This window comes from Thalassospira sp. CH_XMU1448-2 (assembly GCF_037027285.1).
In the GTDB taxonomy this organism is placed as follows: Bacteria; Pseudomonadota; Alphaproteobacteria; order Rhodospirillales; family Thalassospiraceae; genus Thalassospira; species Thalassospira profundimaris_C.
Map to the genome: position 1 here is coordinate 180,259 of NZ_JAYMEA010000006.1, position 16,712 is coordinate 196,970.

Consider the following 16,712-nt stretch of genomic DNA (forward strand, 5'->3'; position numbering starts at 1 on the left):
CAGGGGACTTCAATGACCAAGGATCTATCAGCCTTTGCCCGGGAACGCGGCATAAAGTATTTCATGATCAGCTATACCGACCTGTTTGGTGGACAGCGCGCCAAACTTGTTCCCACCCAGGCGATTGCTGACATGCAGGAAGACGGCGCAGGATTTGCAGGATTTGCCACATGGCTTGACCTCAGCCCGGCCCATCCGGACATGTTTGCTGTGCCCGACCCTGATTCTGTCATTCAATTGCCGTGGAAACCCGATGTTGCCTGGGTAGCCGCCGATTGCGTGATGGAAGGCCAGCCTCTTGAACAGGCCCCGCGCAATGTCCTTAAGGCCCAGATTGCCAAGGCCGCCAAGCTTGGCCTGAATGTCAAAACCGGGGTCGAGGCGGAATTCTTCCTGATCACCGAGGACGGCGCATCGATCTCCGATGCTGCAGATACCGCGGAAAAGCCCTGTTATGACCAGCAGGCGGTCATGCGCCGCTATGACGTGATTGCAGAAATCTGTGATTACATGCTGGAACTGGGCTGGGGTGCGTATCAGAACGACCATGAAGACGCCAATGGCCAGTTTGAAATGAACTGGGAATTTGATGATGCGCTTAAAACCGCAGACAAACATTCCTTCTTCAAGTTCATGGTCAAATCGATTGCCGAAAAGCACGGCCTGCGTGCGACCTTCATGCCCAAGCCCTTTGCCGGGCAGACCGGCAATGGTTGCCACTGCCATGTGTCGGTCTGGAACGATGCCGGGGAAAATGCCTTTTCCGACAAAAATGCGCCGTTCGGCCTGTCGGCCAAGGGCAAGCACTTCCTTGGCGGCATCATGAACCATGCATCCGCGATGGCGGCAATTACCAACCCGACGGTCAATTCATACAAGCGTATCAATGCACCACGGACCATCTCGGGGGCAACATGGGCCCCGAATTCCGTGACCTGGACTGGCAATAACCGCACCCATATGGTGCGCGTACCGGGACCGGGACGTTTTGAATTGCGCCTGCCAGACGGGGCTGTAAACCCCTATTTGTTGCAGGCCGTGATCATCGCAGCCGGACTGGATGGCATGGCCAATGCCGCCGATCCGGGACCGCATTACGACATCGACATGTATGAAGAAGGTCATCTGGTCAAGGACGCGCCGCGTTTGCCGCTTAACCTTCTTGATGCCGTGCGTGAATTTGGCCGCAACGAGGCGCTTCAGGCCGAATTGGGCATGGCGTTTTCCAAGGCGTTTCTCAAGCTCAAGCAAAAAGAATGGAATTCATACGTATCGCATTTCTCGCAATGGGAACGCGAAAACACGCTTGATATCTGATGCTTCTGCCCGGCCCCAAGACATTCCCCGATGGACGGGGCCGGGTTATTTTCAATCACTGCCAATTTGAAAGCCAGACGAGATGAAAAGCTACGTTCTGACAGTCACCTGTGACTCCCAGCGCGGTGTTGTTGCCGCCATTTCAACCTATCTGGCGGAACAGGGTTGCAACATTACCGACAGTTCCCAGTTCGACGACATGGAGACCGGCCTGTTCTTTATGCGGGTTGCGTTTGTCAGCGAAGAAGGCGTGGATCAGGAAACCCTGTCACGTGGCTTTGATGGTCCGGCAACCCAGTTTGGCATGAATTACCAGTTCCACGACAGTGCCGAAAAGATGAAGGTTCTTCTGATGGTGTCGCGGTTTGGCCATTGCCTGAATGACCTTTTGTATCGCTGGAAGATCGGGGCCTTGCCGATTGATATCGTCGGTGTGGTTTCAAACCATTTTGACTATCAAAAGGTCGTTGTTAATCACGACATCCCGTTCCACCACATTCCGGTGACCAAGGACAACAAGCCCGAAGCCGAGAAAAAGCTTCTTGATGTGGTTGCCAGCAGCGAGGTCGAGCTGATTGTTCTGGCGCGCTATATGCAGGTTCTTTCGGATAATCTTTGCAAGAAAATGAGCGGCAAGATCATTAATATCCACCATTCCTTCCTGCCAAGCTTCAAGGGGGCCAATCCCTATCGTCAGGCCTATGAACGGGGCGTGAAACTGATCGGGGCGACGGCGCATTATGTGACCGCCGATCTTGATGAAGGCCCGATCATTGAACAGGACATTGCGCGCATCACCCACGCCCAGAATTCGGCCGATTATGTTTCAATCGGGCGTGATGTTGAAAGTCAGGTTCTTGCGCGTGCGGTCCACGCCCACATTCACCACCGATCCTTTATCAACGGCAATCGCACGATTGTCTTCCCGCCTAGCCCGGGAAGCTATGCGTCCGAACGCATGGGGTAAGCTGCATCCCGAACATAAAAAAACGCCCCGGCCTTTCGACAAGCCGGGGCGTTTTGCTTTACCTGTGCATTAACGCCAGGACTTGATTGCACGGCGGTCAACTGCGCGTGGGACGATGCCGCGCGCCGCATTTCCAATCGCATCAAGGACGTTACTTGCCGCGATATCACATTGCCGGGCTTCCATCCGCAGCATCCGCCCTTCGAACAGTTCGGCCCGTTCCTTCATATCCCGCGGATCGGCAGCACGTTCTTCGCCTTTCAGGAAGGCCACCGGATCAAGCCAGTCGAGTTTCAGGGTCGTCAGGTTAAGACGCAACACATCCCCGTCACGCAAATATCCGATCCCGCCACCGGCAAAGGCTTCGGGCACCATATGGCCGATACAGGCCCCCTTGGTCACCCCGGAATAGCGCCCGTCGGTGATCAGCATTGAGGATGCTTCAAGAATGCGGTGATGGCGCAAATTCTGGGATGGGGAAAACATTTCAGGCATGCCATAGGCTTCGGGCCCCTGCCCGCCGATCACAAAGGCAAAGGACAAGTGCCCCTGCGCCAGCATGTCTTTGGGGGCATCCATATCCACATTATTGCCGCCATTGCGGCGCACGACCGCAGCAATCAGGTCTTCATCCACCCCATCGGTTTCAATCAGGCGCGTGACCAGATCAGGTGATGCGAAATCACCGTTACAGACATGTTCGTTCTCGTAATAGCGAACGATGAAAACATGGTCGTCGAAATGCGACAGCAAATGGTCGCTCATACCCGACGTCTTGACCGCGCAATTTTCAAAGAAACTGCCGGTGATCACATCCACCCCGGACCGACTGCGAACCGGGGTCGCACGAATAACCGATGCATCACCAAGGGCCAAATCAACCGGATTTTCCAGACCGGCAATCCGTTCGGCCCAGGATTTTCCCAGAACCGTTGGCGCATCAAGATCCATCGCCACACCCAGATCGGCCAGAATGCGATAGATGCTTTCCATGCCGCGATTTTTACCCTCGGCCATTTGCCGGGCCAGGACAAAGGTATCGCGATTTTCAGTCAGGCTATGGGCGAAGATTTCCGGTACCGGCGTATTCGTGCGGACATCCTGATAATCATCAATCGATACATCGAACCCGGCATAGCGCATCATGAAAGGCAGATGCAAAAGCATGTTACTGCTTGATCCCGTCGCATTATGGATGCGCACGAAATTGGCAAAGTTGGATTTCAACAAATTGCCAATCGCATATTCCGGCTTGTTGAAAACATTAAACAGCGCATCAACACCCACGGCCACGGCACTAAAGGGTGGCACATCGGTCAGAAGTTCGAGTTCCGGCGGGGTCAGACCAAAGGCCGCCAACATGGTGCGCGACGAATTGCCCGTGCCGTTAAAGGCACAAATTCCGCCCTTTGAATCGCATGTTGCCGCCGCAAGCTGATCAAGTACACGGCGCTCAAGACCGGCGTCAATCAGCCCCAGCAATCTTGCGCGTTCAAGCAACCCGGCAAAAGCCTCGTCCGAGGTGCATTGCAGGATATAGCGCATGTTTTCGCGAATATCGGAGCCCAGATCATCATGTCCGGCCTGATCGGCGTCTGACGCGATTTGATCAAGCATCCGTCGCGTGCCTTCGGGAATTTCCCCGCCCTTGAGAACATGTGACGGCGCAAAGACCGCCCAGACCGGGGCCTGATCCCCGCGATAGGCACGCGCATGATCGGCGGCGGCCAATCCGGCAACAACCGCAGCGGGGGATTTGTCGCAGCCTGCAATCACATAGGCCGCGTGATAACTGTGGCCTTCAAACGTGATATTGACGGCAGCAGCCGTGTGATTGCGCGATGCCAGCGAGTAGCTTTGCCCGATATTGTTTTGCGCCGTGCCATCACAGATGACCGGCACATGAAACAGAAACGGCACCCCGCCCATTTCCCATATGCGGATTGCCGCCATCAGGGCCTGAGGCCGATCCAGAAGATGAGCCGGATGATCGGGTGCCCCGCCAATGATTGCGATGCGCGGCCGGTTTTCGACCAGTCGCCCGACCACATCCTTTATTTCCGGCACAGCGAAACTGCGGTCGCGTGCAACCACCGGATTTTCATTGACCGCATCGCGCAGCAACTTGACAACCGTGATCGGCTGATTGGCGAGACCCTGAATACAATCGCGATACGGGTTGGCTTTTTCATCAATGATGATCGGAGATGCGGGCAGGTTCGTGGGCGACATAATGGATGTTTCTCAATCGAAGCGAAAACGGACGTGAAAGGTGAAACGGCAGGGCTATCTGTCTGACTTTGCCATTAATCAGACAATGCCGCCATCCACAATGAAGTTTTGCGAAGAACAGGCCGATGACACATCAGAGGCCAGAAACAACACCATCTGCGCAACATCATCACCAACCAGTCGACGCTTGACGCATTGCTGTTGCTGAATGCGTTCCTCATCCTCGGGCGAAATCCAAAGATCCAGCTGTCGCTGCGTCATGATACAGCCCGGCGTCACGGCATTTACGCGAATACCGTCATGCCCCCAATCACGCGCCAAAGCACGGGTCAGACCAATGATCCCGGCCTTTGCGGTTTCATAGGTCACAAGGTCAGGCAGCCCCATCATATAACTTACGGAACTGAAATTAATGATGCTGCCAGCCCCCTTTTCCTTCATGCCCGGCGCCACGGCCTGCGCACAGAAGAAATGATGGTTCAGGTTGACATCGAGCCCGTCGCGCCATTGATCCGGTCCGACATCTTCGGGGGAGTGACGATCATCGCGGGCCGCGTTATTAACCAGAACATCAATGGTTCCAATGGCGGAAGATATTTCGCGAACAGCGCCGGGAATCGCCGTTTGCATGCGCAAATCAAGCGATTTGTAGACAGGTGCGACACCTGTTTCGTCGCGGATCGAGTCAATCAGCTTTTGCGCTGCATCGTCATCAATATCGAAGAATCCGACACGTGCCCCCTGGGCACAGAATGCACGGACAATAGAAGCCCCGATCCCCGACGCACCGCCGGTTACAAGCACGGATTTCCCGTCAATGTCGTGATAACTCGCTGTCATAACGTTCCCTGTCATCTCTTTGTTTTATTTTAGGCAACCAAATTAAATGATGCGGTGCACCATGAACAAAACAGCCAAAAATCAACTGAAGATACCCGGTTTGGGGTCAATTTGATCGTCTAAAGGTCAGTTTTTAATTTATTCACTAAAAAAAATTTGACAGGACGCTCACTTCGCGTCAACATTTTTTCGACAACAAAAATAAATGTCATCACAAGACACACTCATTCAGGGAAGAAACCGATGAAAAAACTCCTTTCAACGGCCATGCTGGCCGGTACCGTACTGCTGTCTGCCAATGCCTTTGCCGCTGACCTGACGGTTGGCGTCAGCTGGTCGAACTTCCAGGAAGAACGCTGGAAAACCGATGAAGGCGCAATCAAGGCTGCTCTCGAAGCTGCTGGCGCGGAATACATCAGTGCCGACGCACAGAGCAATCCGTCCAAACAGCTTGCCGATATTGAAAGCCTGATTGCACGCGGTGCTGATGCACTGATCGTTCTGGCACAGGATTCCGCATCGATCGGCCCGGCCGTCGAACAGGCACTGAACGAAGGCATTCCGGTGGTTGGCTATGACCGCCTGATCGAAAATCCGAACGCCTACTACATTACGTTCAACAACAAGGAAGTCGGACGCCTTCAGGCCGAAGCCGTATTTGGCGCACAGCCCAAGGGCAACTACGTCTTCATCAAGGGCGCACCGACCGACCCGAACGCCAACATCCTTCACGAAGGTCAGCTTGAGGTTCTTCAGGCAGCGATTGATTCCGGTGCCATCAAGGTTGTCGGCGAGGCCTATACCGACAGCTGGCAGCCGGCCATTGCTCAGCGCAACATGGAACAGTTCCTGACCGCTGCGGATAACAAGGTCGATGCAGTTGTTGCCTCCAACGACGGCACGGCTGGCGGTGTGGTTGCCGCCCTTTCCGCACAAGGCATGCAGGGCATTCCGGTGTCCGGTCAGGATGGTGACCATGCTGCGCTGAACCGTGTTGCACTTGGCACCCAGACGGTTTCGGTCTGGAAAGACGCACGTCTTCTGGGCAAGCAGGCTGCCGAGATCGCAGTCAAGCTGGCCAAGGGCACCAAGCTTGGCGAAGTTCCGGGCACCGAGGACTGGAACAGCCCGAATGGCGTAACCATGAAATCCTTCTTCCTTGATCCGGTTGCGATCACCCAGAACAAGCTTGATCTGGTGATTGATGCCGGATGGGTTTCCAAAGACGTCGTATGCAAAGGCGTTCCGAGCGGCAAGGTATCTGCCTGCAACTAAGGTTCGCTTTTAGTTCCTTATGCCTAGCTTAACCCGGGGTCGGCTGCTGTTGCCGTGCGCAGATTACAGCATGTCGGCCCCGCTGCCTTACGAGCGTTTTCATGTCACGACTACTTTCTAAAATGGAAGTCGACCGCCGACTGGTTGGCCTTGCCGTTGTTCTGCTGGTCATCTGGATCGGTTTTGATATCGCATCGGGCGGGCGTTTTATTACCCCGCGCAACATCTTTAACCTGTCGGTTCAGACGGCATCCGTTGCCGTGATGGCCTGCGGGATGGTTCTGATCATTGTCACCCGGCATATCGACCTTTCGGTCGGCGCCATTCTTGGTGTTCTGGCAATGATCATGGGGGTCGTTCAGACCGATCTTCTGCCACAGTTTCTGGATTACAATCATCCGGCCACCTGGATCCTGACCCTTCTGATCGGCATTACTCTTGGTGCGGCTATTGGCGGATTGCAGGGCGTTGCCGTTGGATATCTTGGTGTTCCGGCCTTTATTGTCACGCTTGGCGGCCTTCTGGTCTGGCGCGGATCGGCATGGTGGGTCACACAAGGACGCACAGTAGCCCCGCTTGACCATAACTACATCCTTCTGGGCGGCGGCATCGAAGGTACGATTGGCGCGACCTGGAGCTGGATCGTGGCCCTGATTGCCATTCTTGCGATCATTTATGCCGCCATCATGGAACGCCGCCGTCGTCTTTCTTTTGAATTCCCGGTCAAACCGATCTGGGCTGAATATACCAATACCATCATCAAGGCCGGTCTGGTTCTTGCTGTAATCACGACCCTTAACGCCTATCACCTGCCAATTCGCGCTGCCGAGCGCCTGCTTGAGAACAAGGGCATTCCGGTCACCCCGGAAAATCTTGAAATCTCGCACGGCATTCCGATCCCGCTTCTGATCGTTGCGCTTGTTGCGATTGTTCTGACCATTGTCGTCAAGCGCACCCGGTTTGGTCGCTATATCTTTGCGATTGGCGGCAACCCGCAGGCAGCCGAGCTTGCCGGGATCAATGTCAAACGCATGACCGTTGCCGTCTTTGCCCTGATGGGCGTCCTGTGCGCAATCAGCGCTGCGATATCATCAGCCCGCCTGCAGTCTGCCGGCAACGATCTGGGGACACTTGATGAATTGCGCGTGATTGCAGCCGTTGTGATTGGCGGCACGTCGCTTGCGGGCGGTGTTGGCACAATTTACGGTGCGCTGATTGGTGCTCTTGTCATGCAAAGCCTGCAAAGCGGCATGGCGCTTCTGGGTGTGGATACATCCCTTCAAAGTATTGTCATCGGGCTGGTTCTTGTTCTGGCTGTCTTTAGCGACAAGTATTTCCACCGTCGTTACAGCGACCCGACCGCGTAAGGAGACCGGATATGACGACCACAGAGATGAATAAAGATCCGCTTGTCGAAATGCGCGATATCCATATCAGCTTTGGCGGGGTCAAGGCAGTCGACGGCGTTTCGATTGACCTTTATCCCGGCGAGGTTGTCGGGGTACTGGGCCATAATGGTGCCGGAAAATCGACCCTGATCAAGATCCTTTCGGGTGCATATCAGGCCGATAGCGGGCAGATCATTGTCGATGGCAAGGAAGCCAAAATCGAAAATGCCCGCGATGCCCGGGACAACAATATCGAGACGATCTATCAGAATCTGGCACTTGCCGATAATCTGGATGCGGCCCAGAACCTGTTTCTGGGGCGCGAGATCATCGACCGGTTCGGCTTCCTTGATGACGCGGCGATGGAACACAAGGCCCGTGAGGTTCTTCATCGTCTGAATCCGAATTTCAAAAAATTCACCTCCCCCGTTTCGGCCCTGTCAGGCGGGCAACGGCAATCGGTTGCGATTGCGCGCGCCCTTCTGTTTGAAGCCCGCGTTCTTATCATGGATGAACCATGTGCGGCCCTTGGCGTGCATGAAACAAAGATGGTCGGCGAACTGATTGATCAGTTGAAACGTGACGGGCTCGGTATATTGTTGATCAGTCACGATCTTCATGATGTGTTTGATCTTTCCGACCGCCTGCATGTGATGAAAAACGGAAAACTGGTCGGCAGTGTCCGCACAGAAGATGTCACCCATGATGACGTTCTTGGCATGATCATTCTGGGCAAGATGCCCGAACATCTATTGCATCTGGCCGGACCCGGGGCGACCAACGCCCCCGGCGCACCGGACGGATTGCCTCCTGCAAGCACCGCACATCAAAGCGAAACAAGCGAGAACACCCAATGACCCTAGGCTTTCCGGTAAACCAATCCGATATCCTGCCCCACGATGCCAATCGTGCAATTCTGATCGGGCGCATTTGGGACCCGCGGGTTTCCGGCCCGACCCCGGTTCTGGTTGATGGCGAAAATCTGCGCGATATCAGCAATCTTGCCCCGACGATCAGCCAGTTGCTTGAACGCGATGACCTGATTGCGCGCCTGTCCAATCCGGCAAGCTTCCCGACAGCAGCTTCACTGAGCGACATTCTTGAACAGTCACGTCCGGGCACAGACACCAAAACCGCCCATCTTCTGAGCCCCAACGATCTTCAGGCGATCAAGGCAAGCGGCGTGACTTTTGTCGCCAGCCTGCTGGAACGCGTGATCGAGGAACAGGCACGCGGTGACGCCAGCAAAGCCGACCAGATCAGAACCGAAATCACCGGCATCATCGGTGATGACCTGTCACAGATTGAACCGGGCTCGGCAAAGGCCGCCGAGATCAAAAGCGTCCTGATCGAAAAAGGCGCATGGTCGCAATATCTTGAAGTGGGCATCGGACCGGATGCGGAAATCTTTACCAAGTCACCGGTGATGTCCGCAGTCGGCCATGGAGCGCATGTCGGTCTCCATCCGATTTCAAACTGGAACAACCCGGAACCCGAAGTTGTCCTGACCGTCACGTCCAAAGGCAAGATTGTCGGCGCGACCCTTGGCAATGACGTCAATCTGCGTGATGTCGAAGGTCGATCCGCATTGCTTCTGGGCAAGGCCAAGGACAATAACGGTTCTTGCGCGATCGGCCCGTTCATTCGCCTGTTTGACGACAACTTCACGCTTGAAACCGTCAAGGCCGCAGATATCGCCATGGCCGTTGACGGCATGGATGGCTATCACCTTGATGCGGTGAGCTCGATGAGCCAGATCAGCCGCACACCCGAAAGCCTTGTTGGTCAGGCGATTGGCAAGCACCATCAATATCCTGATGGCTTCATGCTGTTTTTGGGCACGATGTTTGCGCCCACAGATGATCGCGGTGGCGCAGGCAAGGGCTTTACCCATGAAATGGGCGATCTGGTCACCATTTCGACACCAACCCTTGGCAAGCTGATCAATCAGGTTGACCGGTCGGACGCCATCAATCCCTGGCACTTTGGCATTACCGCCCTGATGACCAATCTGGCTGCACGCGGACTTCTGTAACATACAGAACACACGCCCCTTCTATCCCCTTGCCAAAACGGGATAAAAAATGCCCATATTTACAAGGCGGGCGAAAAGCCCGCCTTGCCATCCCAAAGGATACTAAGCCGCTTCATGAGCCGCCGTACAGAAGCCGACACCCCACGCCAGCCATCCCAGATCGCAATTCTGCGTTACTTGCGCATTCACGGGCCTGCGGCACGTATCGATATCGGCACCGCAACGGGATTGAGCCCGGCGACCGTAACATCGCTGACCGCTGACCTGATGGCACAGGGGCTGGTACATGAAAGCCAGGGCACAGCAACCGGAACCGGCAGCAACGGCAACGGGAATGGCGGATCCACCCGTGGTCGCCCCAAGGTTCTGCTTGACCTCGTTCCCAACGCTGCCTGCGTTATTGGCGTAAAGATCACGATCAATCTGATCGAAATCGCCCTTGGCAATTTCAAGGGCGAGATCGAATGCAGCTCTGAACACAGTATCAATACCCGCGATCTTGACGAGAAAGAACTCATCGCAACCCTGATCAGACTGATCGACGGGTTTATCGAAGAGCACAAGGATTTCTCGGCCCGTCCACCGGCAGGCATCAGTATTGCTGTACAAGGTGTATGTGACAGCAATAGCGGCGAGATCATATGGTCCCCCGCCCTTCGTCGTCGCAACATCGCGCTGACCAAGGCGCTGGGCGAACGGTTTGGCGGCATTGTGCAAATGTCAAACGATGCCAACTGTATCGCCACCGCCATTTCGCAAAATACCAACCTGCATCGTGGTGGCGATTTTGCCGTCATCATGCTGGGCTATGGCATCGGCATGGGGCTGGTCCTGAACGGGTCGGTCTATAATGGCGATTTTGGTACGGCCGCCGAGTTCGGCCACACCAAATATCAACCTGATGGTCCGCTTTGCAATTGCGGCAAGCGCGGTTGTCTTGAAGCCTATATCGGGGATTACGCCATTCTGCGCGATGCCCGTGGCCTGATTGATCTTCCCGATACGAACAGCCTGCATCCAAGCGAAGAACAGATGATGGATCTGGTTGCCCGCGCACGCGCAGGCGACGAGGATCTGGCGGATCTGTTTCGCCATGCAGGCAAGGTGCTGGGATATGGCATCGCCAATCTGATTGCCCTTTTGGGGCCCAAACAGATTTTCATCACCGGATCAGGCGCACGCGCCTATGACATGATGGAGCCGGAATTGATGCAGGGTCTTGCCCAGGCACAGGTTCCCGAATTACGGCGCGGACCCGAAATTACCCATCTGGCCTGGGACAAGGATCTGGCCCTGCAAGGGGCGATTGGTCAAAGCCTTTTGCGGCATGACGAGAACATGTTTCAGGCCATCACAACGATCTAGCCACAAGCATGCCACGAACAAAAAAGCCGCTCTGTTCGGAGCGGCTTTCTTTTGTCGTACATGACTTGAAACGTGCGGATTAACGCCCGTTTTTCTTGCGCCATTCTTCGTAATTGGCCTTGGTTTCATCCTTGGTTGCCGGATAAAGGCCAATGATCGGCTTGCCTGAAAGGACTTCTTCAAGAACGAAGTCCTCAAAACTTTCCATGCCTGCGCATTCTTCGGCAAGTTCATCTGCCAGATGGGCCGGAATGACAACAACACCGTCCTTGTCCCCGACCAGAACGTCGCCCGGAAATACCGGTGCATCACCGCATCCGATTGGCACATTAAGGTCATAGGCCTCATGCAGGGTCAGGTTGGTCGGCGCCGACGGGCGGGAGTGATAGGAATGAATGGCAAGCTTGCCGATGCCTTCGGCATCACGGAAACCGCCATCGGTCACGATACCTTCGACACCGCGTTTCATCAGGCGGGTAACAAGGATTGATCCGGCAGACGCCGCGCGTGCATCCTTGCGGCTATCCATCACCAGAACATGACCGGCCGGACATTGTTCGACCGCCACGCGCTGTGGATGGCTCGGATCGCGGAAAACCTCGATCGGATTGCGATCTTCGCGGGCCGGGATATAGCGAAGCGTATAGGCCTGCCCGACCATGTTTTCATCCTTGGGGGCAACCTGATGAACATTCTGGATGAACTGGTTGCGCAGATTGCGTTTGAAAAGTGCTGTGCACAGCGAAGCGGTGCTGATTTTCTTGAGCTTGTCGCGTGTCGCACTGCTCAGGACATAATCACTCATATTTTGTCTCCGTGGGTTTGCCCGGCGTCAAAGCACCGGGCGGCATCTTGGTAAAGGCAGTTACGCGATATCCGCAGGCAGAACATCGGTCGGGATGTTCTGATAGCAAACCGGACGCAGGAAGCGACGGATCGACATGGTGCCAACAGATGTCGCACCAAAGTTTGTCGATGCCGGGTATGGCCCGCCATGGACCATGGTGTCGGACACCTCGACCCCGGTCGGGAACCCGTTGGCAAGAACACGCCCCGCCTTGTGCTCAAGGATCGGCATCAGCGAGCGCGCATCGGCGGCATCCCCCGCATCCAGATGGAGCGTGCAGGTCAACTGACCTTCAAGTGCCTTGGCAATGGCCCGCATTTCCGCAACATCCCTGACCCGCACCACCAGACCAAGCGGACCAAAGACCTCTTCGCCCAGCACATGGTTCGACAGCCAGTTTTCACCGGTGGTTTCAAACAAATACGGTGTTGCGTTCCGAAGATCGCAAGACGTGGTCAGGACCTCTTTCACACCAGACGTTGCCGCAACGCGCTTGGCCCCTGTGCGATAGGTTTCGGCCATGCCATCGGTCAGCATAGTCTGGGCTGCCACTCCCGACAGGGCGTCCTTGGCGGCCGCAACGAATGTGTCCGCATCCGGCCCATCAATGACAACGGCAATCCCCGGATTGGTGCAGAACTGCCCGGCCCCCATGGTCAGCGACCCGGCCCAGCCAGTACCCAGTGCTTCACCGCGTGCCGCAACTGCCTCTGGCATCAGGAACATCGGGTTGACCGAGCCCAGTTCACCAAAGAACGGGATCGGTTCGGGACGAGCTGCGCACAGATCAAACAGTGCGCGACCACCACCAAGCGACCCGGTAAAGCCGACCGCCTTGATCAGCGGATGCTGTACCAGCGACTGACCAACATCACGTTTGCCGCCCTGAATAAGGCTGAAGACGCCCGGATGGACACCGCATTTCCTGATCGCCGCATCTATGGCCTGGGCAACGATTTCACCGGTTCCCGGATGGGCGGAATGGCCTTTGACCACGACCGGGCAACCCGCCGCCAGCGCAGAAGCCGTATCGCCACCAGCCACCGAAAACGCCAGCGGGAAGTTCGACGCCCCGAATACGGCCACCGGGCCAATCGGGCGCTGCATCAGGCGCAGGTCAGGACGCGGCAGCGGCGCACGATCAGGCAATGCTTCGTCATAACGACGATCCAGATAGGCACCATCAAGGATGTGGCTGGCAAACAGACGCAGCTGACCGACTGTCCGACCACGTTCGCCCTGAAGGCGGGCTTCGGGAAGGCCGGTTTCCTGGGTGCCGATTTCGGTGATTTCATCGCCGCGCGCATCAATCTCATCGGCGATGGTATTGAGGAATTTGGCGCGCTCTTCGCGGGTGGAATAGCCAAAGGCCCAGAAGGCTTCCTCGGCGGCCTTGGCGGCCTGATCGACCAGTTCTGGCGTACCGACCGGGAATGTATTGGCCGGACCGTGGGCCGGTTCGGACTGGAAGGTCGCGCTACCTGCAACCCAGTCGCCCGCGATCAGATGTTTTCCTGTCAGGGTATAGGACATGGATGTCTCCTCTGTGCGGCAGGGCCGCTTATTTCACAAGATTGTTCTGACGCATGAAGCCAACCAGCTTGTCATGCTGCGCATCGGTCAACGGCCATGCGGATGGCGGGCGCGTCGCACCACAATCATCCCCCAGCAGTTTAAGGGCTGCTTTGACACCGGTCACGTTCGTACCGTTCATTTCTTCGGCACGGACTTCTTCAAATGCACTCATATCGCGGATCAGACCGCGGGCCTTGGCATAGTCACCGGCCTCAAGGGCAGCGTGAATTGCCATCGAACGTTCCGGCCAAACGTTAATAAGGCCCGATGTAAAACCACGCGCACCCACCGCATAGAATGCCGGCGCCCAAGTTTCAGCCAAACCACCAACCCAGACAATATCGGGATCACAGGCATTGATCGCCTCGGACAGCTTCATGGCATTGGGCGTTGCCCATTTGACACCAGCCACACCTTCGATGGCACAGAGATCGGCAATGGCCTTGGTGCCGATGGTGTCATTGCGCAGATACAGCATCATCGGAAGACCGCCCGAAGCATCGGCGATGCGCTTGATATATTCGACAACACCACGCGGGGCGACAAAGGGATCTGGCGGCTGATGGATCATAAGGGCCTCCGCACCTGCTTCGGCAGATGCCTTGGCCAGCGCACAGGCATCACGCACTCCGCGCCCGATACCGGCCAGCATCGGCGCACGCCCATCGAGCATCTCGGCAACCGATTTGGCCATGGTGATGGCTTCATCCGTGGTCAGCGCATAAAACTCGCCGGTATTGCCATTGACGACCGGAAAATGAACGCCCGCAGACAATGCCCGATCAATGATCGGTTTCAGCTTGGCTGGTGCAAGATCGCCATTCTCGTCATAGGGCGTTACGAGAATGCCGGAAATACCCGACAGCACGCCACGCAGATCGGCTTTGGAAAGTGCCATGGATCGATATCCCTGATTGGTTTGGTTCGTGTTTCGGGGTCGGGGCGCATTCAACCACCCCATCCCTTGCGTCTGTTTCTGGTCTGGCGGCAAGCCTAGAAAATATCCGGCTCGCCCGCGGTTTCGCCAAATTCCGGCGACAGGAAGTCAAAGTCGCAGCCTTCATTGGCCTGGGTGACATGTTTGCCAAACATCCAGCCATAGCCACGCTGATAGCGGGGTTCCGGCGCCTGCCATGCAGCACGACGACGTTCAAGCTCGTCCTCGTCAACCAGCATGTCCAGACGGCGGCTATCAAGATCAAGCTTGACGATGTCACCGGTTTTCAAAAGGGCGAGCGGACCACCAATATAGGATTCCGGTGCGACATGAAGCACGCAGGCACCATATGACGTTCCTGACATACGCGCGTCCGAAATGCGCAGCATGTCACGATGGCCCTGTTTGATCAGCGCCTTGGGGATGGGCAGCATGCCCCATTCCGGGAAACCGGGACCACCCAGCGGACCGGCATTACGCAACACCATCACATGATCTGGCGTGATATCGAGATTTTCGTCATCCACCGCCTTTTTCATTTCAGGATAGCTGTCAAAGACAAGTGCCGGGCCCTGATGGTTGCGGAACCGTTCATCGCAGGCAGCAGGCTTGATCACCGCGCCATCCGGACACAGATTACCCCGCAGAACCGCAAGCGATCCTTCATGATAAACCGGATTGGACAGCGGACGGATGACATCATCATTGTAAACCGTCGCGCCTTCGAGCGTCTGGGCAAGTGTCTTGCCGGTCACGGTGGTAACCGAGGTATCAAGTTTATCGCCAAGCTGGGCCATCAGGGCGCGCAGCCCCCCGGCATAATAGAAATCTTCCATCAGGTAGTCGCCTGTGCCCGACGGGCGAATATTGGCGATCAGCGGTGTGGTGCGACCAAGTTCATCAAGATCATCAAGGGTGATCTTGATCCCGGCGCGACGCGCCATGGCAAGCAAATGAACAACAGCATTGGTCGAACAACCGGTCGCCATCGCAACCACAGCCGAGTTGCGGACAGATTGGGGGGTGACAATCTTGTTCGGGGTCAGGTCTTCCCAGACCATATCAACAATACGACGGCCACACTGGGTCGACATACGAATATGTCCGGCATCAGGTGCCGGGATCGAAGACGCACCCGGAAGGCAAAGCCCCATGGCCTCGGCAATGGCGGTCATGGTGGATGCTGTCCCCATGGTCATGCAGTGACCGTATGAACGGGCAATGCCGCCCTCGACACCCACCCATTCCTCGTCACTGATGTTACCAGCGCGGCGTTCATCCCAGTATTTCCAGGCATCCGAACCCGAACCAAGGATTTTACCGGCATAGTTGCCGCGCAGCATCGGGCCCGCAGGCAGATAGATCATCGGCACACCAGCCGAAAGCGCGCCCATCACCAGACCCGGCGTGGTTTTATCGCAACCGCCCATCAGAACCACACCATCAAGCGGGTGGGACCGGATCATTTCCTCGGTCTCCATGGCAAGCAGGTTGCGATACAGCATCGAGGTCGGCTTGGTGAAGGATTCATCAACCGAAATCGTCGGGAGTTCAACCGGGAAACCACCAGCCTGATGCACACCCTTTTTGACGTCAGCAGCGCGCTCACGGAAATGCAAATGGCACGGATTGATTTCCGACCAGGTATTGAGGATGCCGATCACCGGGCGTCCGGTCCAGTCTTCGGGATCGAGACCCATCTGCATCAGGCGTGATCGATGCCCGAACGAGCGAAGATCGTCAGGCGCGAACCAGCGCGCACTTCTAAGATCTTCCGCGGATTTTCTGTTTTTGTCGGACATGGCGTTCCTCCCGTCATTCGACCGCCGCCAATTTTGCCTCTGGGCGCAATCCGGGCGGCCTGCACTTTTGATTAATGATTTATGTATGCGCATACACTTACAAGATGTCAAGTGAACTTACATGCCAAAACC

At 56.0% G+C, this 16,712-nt stretch carries 13 protein-coding genes; 7 read left to right on the forward strand and 6 right to left on the reverse strand.

The features are described 5' to 3' along the window. Window positions 1-12 precede the first annotated feature (12 nt). Together glnT and purU are read left to right on the forward strand one after the other, a co-directional pair. A complete protein-coding gene (gene glnT / locus WA318_RS18830) occupies window positions 13-1,317 on the forward strand; it encodes a type III glutamate--ammonia ligase (protein ID WP_336083626.1) in 1,305 nt (434 codons plus the stop codon). An 82-nt stretch (window positions 1,318-1,399) separates the two neighbouring features. Continuing rightward, window positions 1,400-2,284, forward strand: coding sequence for a formyltetrahydrofolate deformylase (gene purU / locus WA318_RS18835; protein ID WP_114099932.1), 885 nt, complete (start codon window positions 1,400-1,402; stop codon window positions 2,282-2,284). Window positions 2,285-2,353: 69 nt separating this feature from the next. Here purU and WA318_RS18840 read toward each other — a convergent pair whose 3' ends face one another. Together WA318_RS18840 and WA318_RS18845 are read right to left on the reverse strand one after the other, a co-directional pair. After that, window positions 2,354-4,516: a dihydroxy-acid dehydratase domain-containing protein gene (locus WA318_RS18840; RefSeq protein WP_336083627.1), complete on the reverse strand. Its 2,163-nt coding sequence runs from the start codon at window positions 4,514-4,516 to the stop codon at window positions 2,354-2,356. 78 nt (window positions 4,517-4,594) lie between these two features. Then, a complete protein-coding gene (locus WA318_RS18845) occupies window positions 4,595-5,356 on the reverse strand; it encodes an SDR family NAD(P)-dependent oxidoreductase (protein ID WP_114099937.1) in 762 nt (253 codons plus the stop codon). Window positions 5,357-5,599: 243 nt separating this feature from the next. Between WA318_RS18845 and xylF the strand changes: the two genes are divergently transcribed. From xylF to WA318_RS18870, 5 genes are all read left to right on the forward strand, one after another. Continuing rightward, window positions 5,600-6,631 carry a D-xylose ABC transporter substrate-binding protein gene (gene xylF, locus WA318_RS18850; protein WP_114099938.1) on the forward strand — a complete coding sequence of 344 codons (1,032 nt, stop codon included), beginning with the start codon at window positions 5,600-5,602 and terminating at the stop codon, window positions 6,629-6,631. A gap of 101 nt (window positions 6,632-6,732) precedes the next feature. Further along, complete coding sequence (locus WA318_RS18855) at window positions 6,733-7,998, forward strand: sugar ABC transporter permease (RefSeq protein WP_336083628.1); 1,266 nt, start codon at window positions 6,733-6,735, stop codon at window positions 7,996-7,998. Between the two features lie 11 nt (window positions 7,999-8,009). Next, the gene (locus WA318_RS18860; RefSeq protein ID WP_114099940.1) at window positions 8,010-8,876 is read left to right on the forward strand and encodes an ATP-binding cassette domain-containing protein; all 867 of its coding nucleotides are present in this window, start codon (window positions 8,010-8,012) and stop codon (window positions 8,874-8,876) included. Then, the gene (locus tag WA318_RS18865) at window positions 8,873-10,054 is read left to right on the forward strand and encodes a fumarylacetoacetate hydrolase family protein (RefSeq protein WP_114099941.1); all 1,182 of its coding nucleotides are present in this window, start codon (window positions 8,873-8,875) and stop codon (window positions 10,052-10,054) included. The genes WA318_RS18860 and WA318_RS18865 overlap by 4 nt, the downstream gene beginning before the upstream one ends. A gap of 114 nt (window positions 10,055-10,168) precedes the next feature. Beyond that, window positions 10,169-11,419 carry an ROK family transcriptional regulator gene (locus tag WA318_RS18870; RefSeq protein ID WP_336083631.1) on the forward strand — a complete coding sequence of 417 codons (1,251 nt, stop codon included), beginning with the start codon at window positions 10,169-10,171 and terminating at the stop codon, window positions 11,417-11,419. A gap of 79 nt (window positions 11,420-11,498) precedes the next feature. Here the strand turns inward: WA318_RS18870 and WA318_RS18875 are convergent, their stop codons facing one another. The 4 genes from WA318_RS18875 to araD form a co-directional block, all read right to left on the reverse strand. Next, a complete protein-coding gene (locus tag WA318_RS18875) occupies window positions 11,499-12,224 on the reverse strand; it encodes a ribonuclease activity regulator RraA (RefSeq protein WP_336083632.1) in 726 nt (241 codons plus the stop codon). 60 nt (window positions 12,225-12,284) lie between these two features. Continuing rightward, window positions 12,285-13,799 (reverse strand): aldehyde dehydrogenase (NADP(+)), encoded by a 1,515-nt coding sequence (locus WA318_RS18880; RefSeq protein ID WP_336083633.1) that lies wholly within the window; start codon window positions 13,797-13,799, stop codon window positions 12,285-12,287. A 28-nt stretch (window positions 13,800-13,827) separates the two neighbouring features. After that, window positions 13,828-14,739, reverse strand: coding sequence for a dihydrodipicolinate synthase family protein (locus WA318_RS18885; protein ID WP_336083635.1), 912 nt, complete (start codon window positions 14,737-14,739; stop codon window positions 13,828-13,830). A 95-nt stretch (window positions 14,740-14,834) separates the two neighbouring features. Next, complete coding sequence (gene araD, locus WA318_RS18890; protein ID WP_114099946.1) at window positions 14,835-16,580, reverse strand: L-arabinonate dehydratase; 1,746 nt, start codon at window positions 16,578-16,580, stop codon at window positions 14,835-14,837. Window positions 16,581-16,712: the final 132 nt, after the last annotated feature.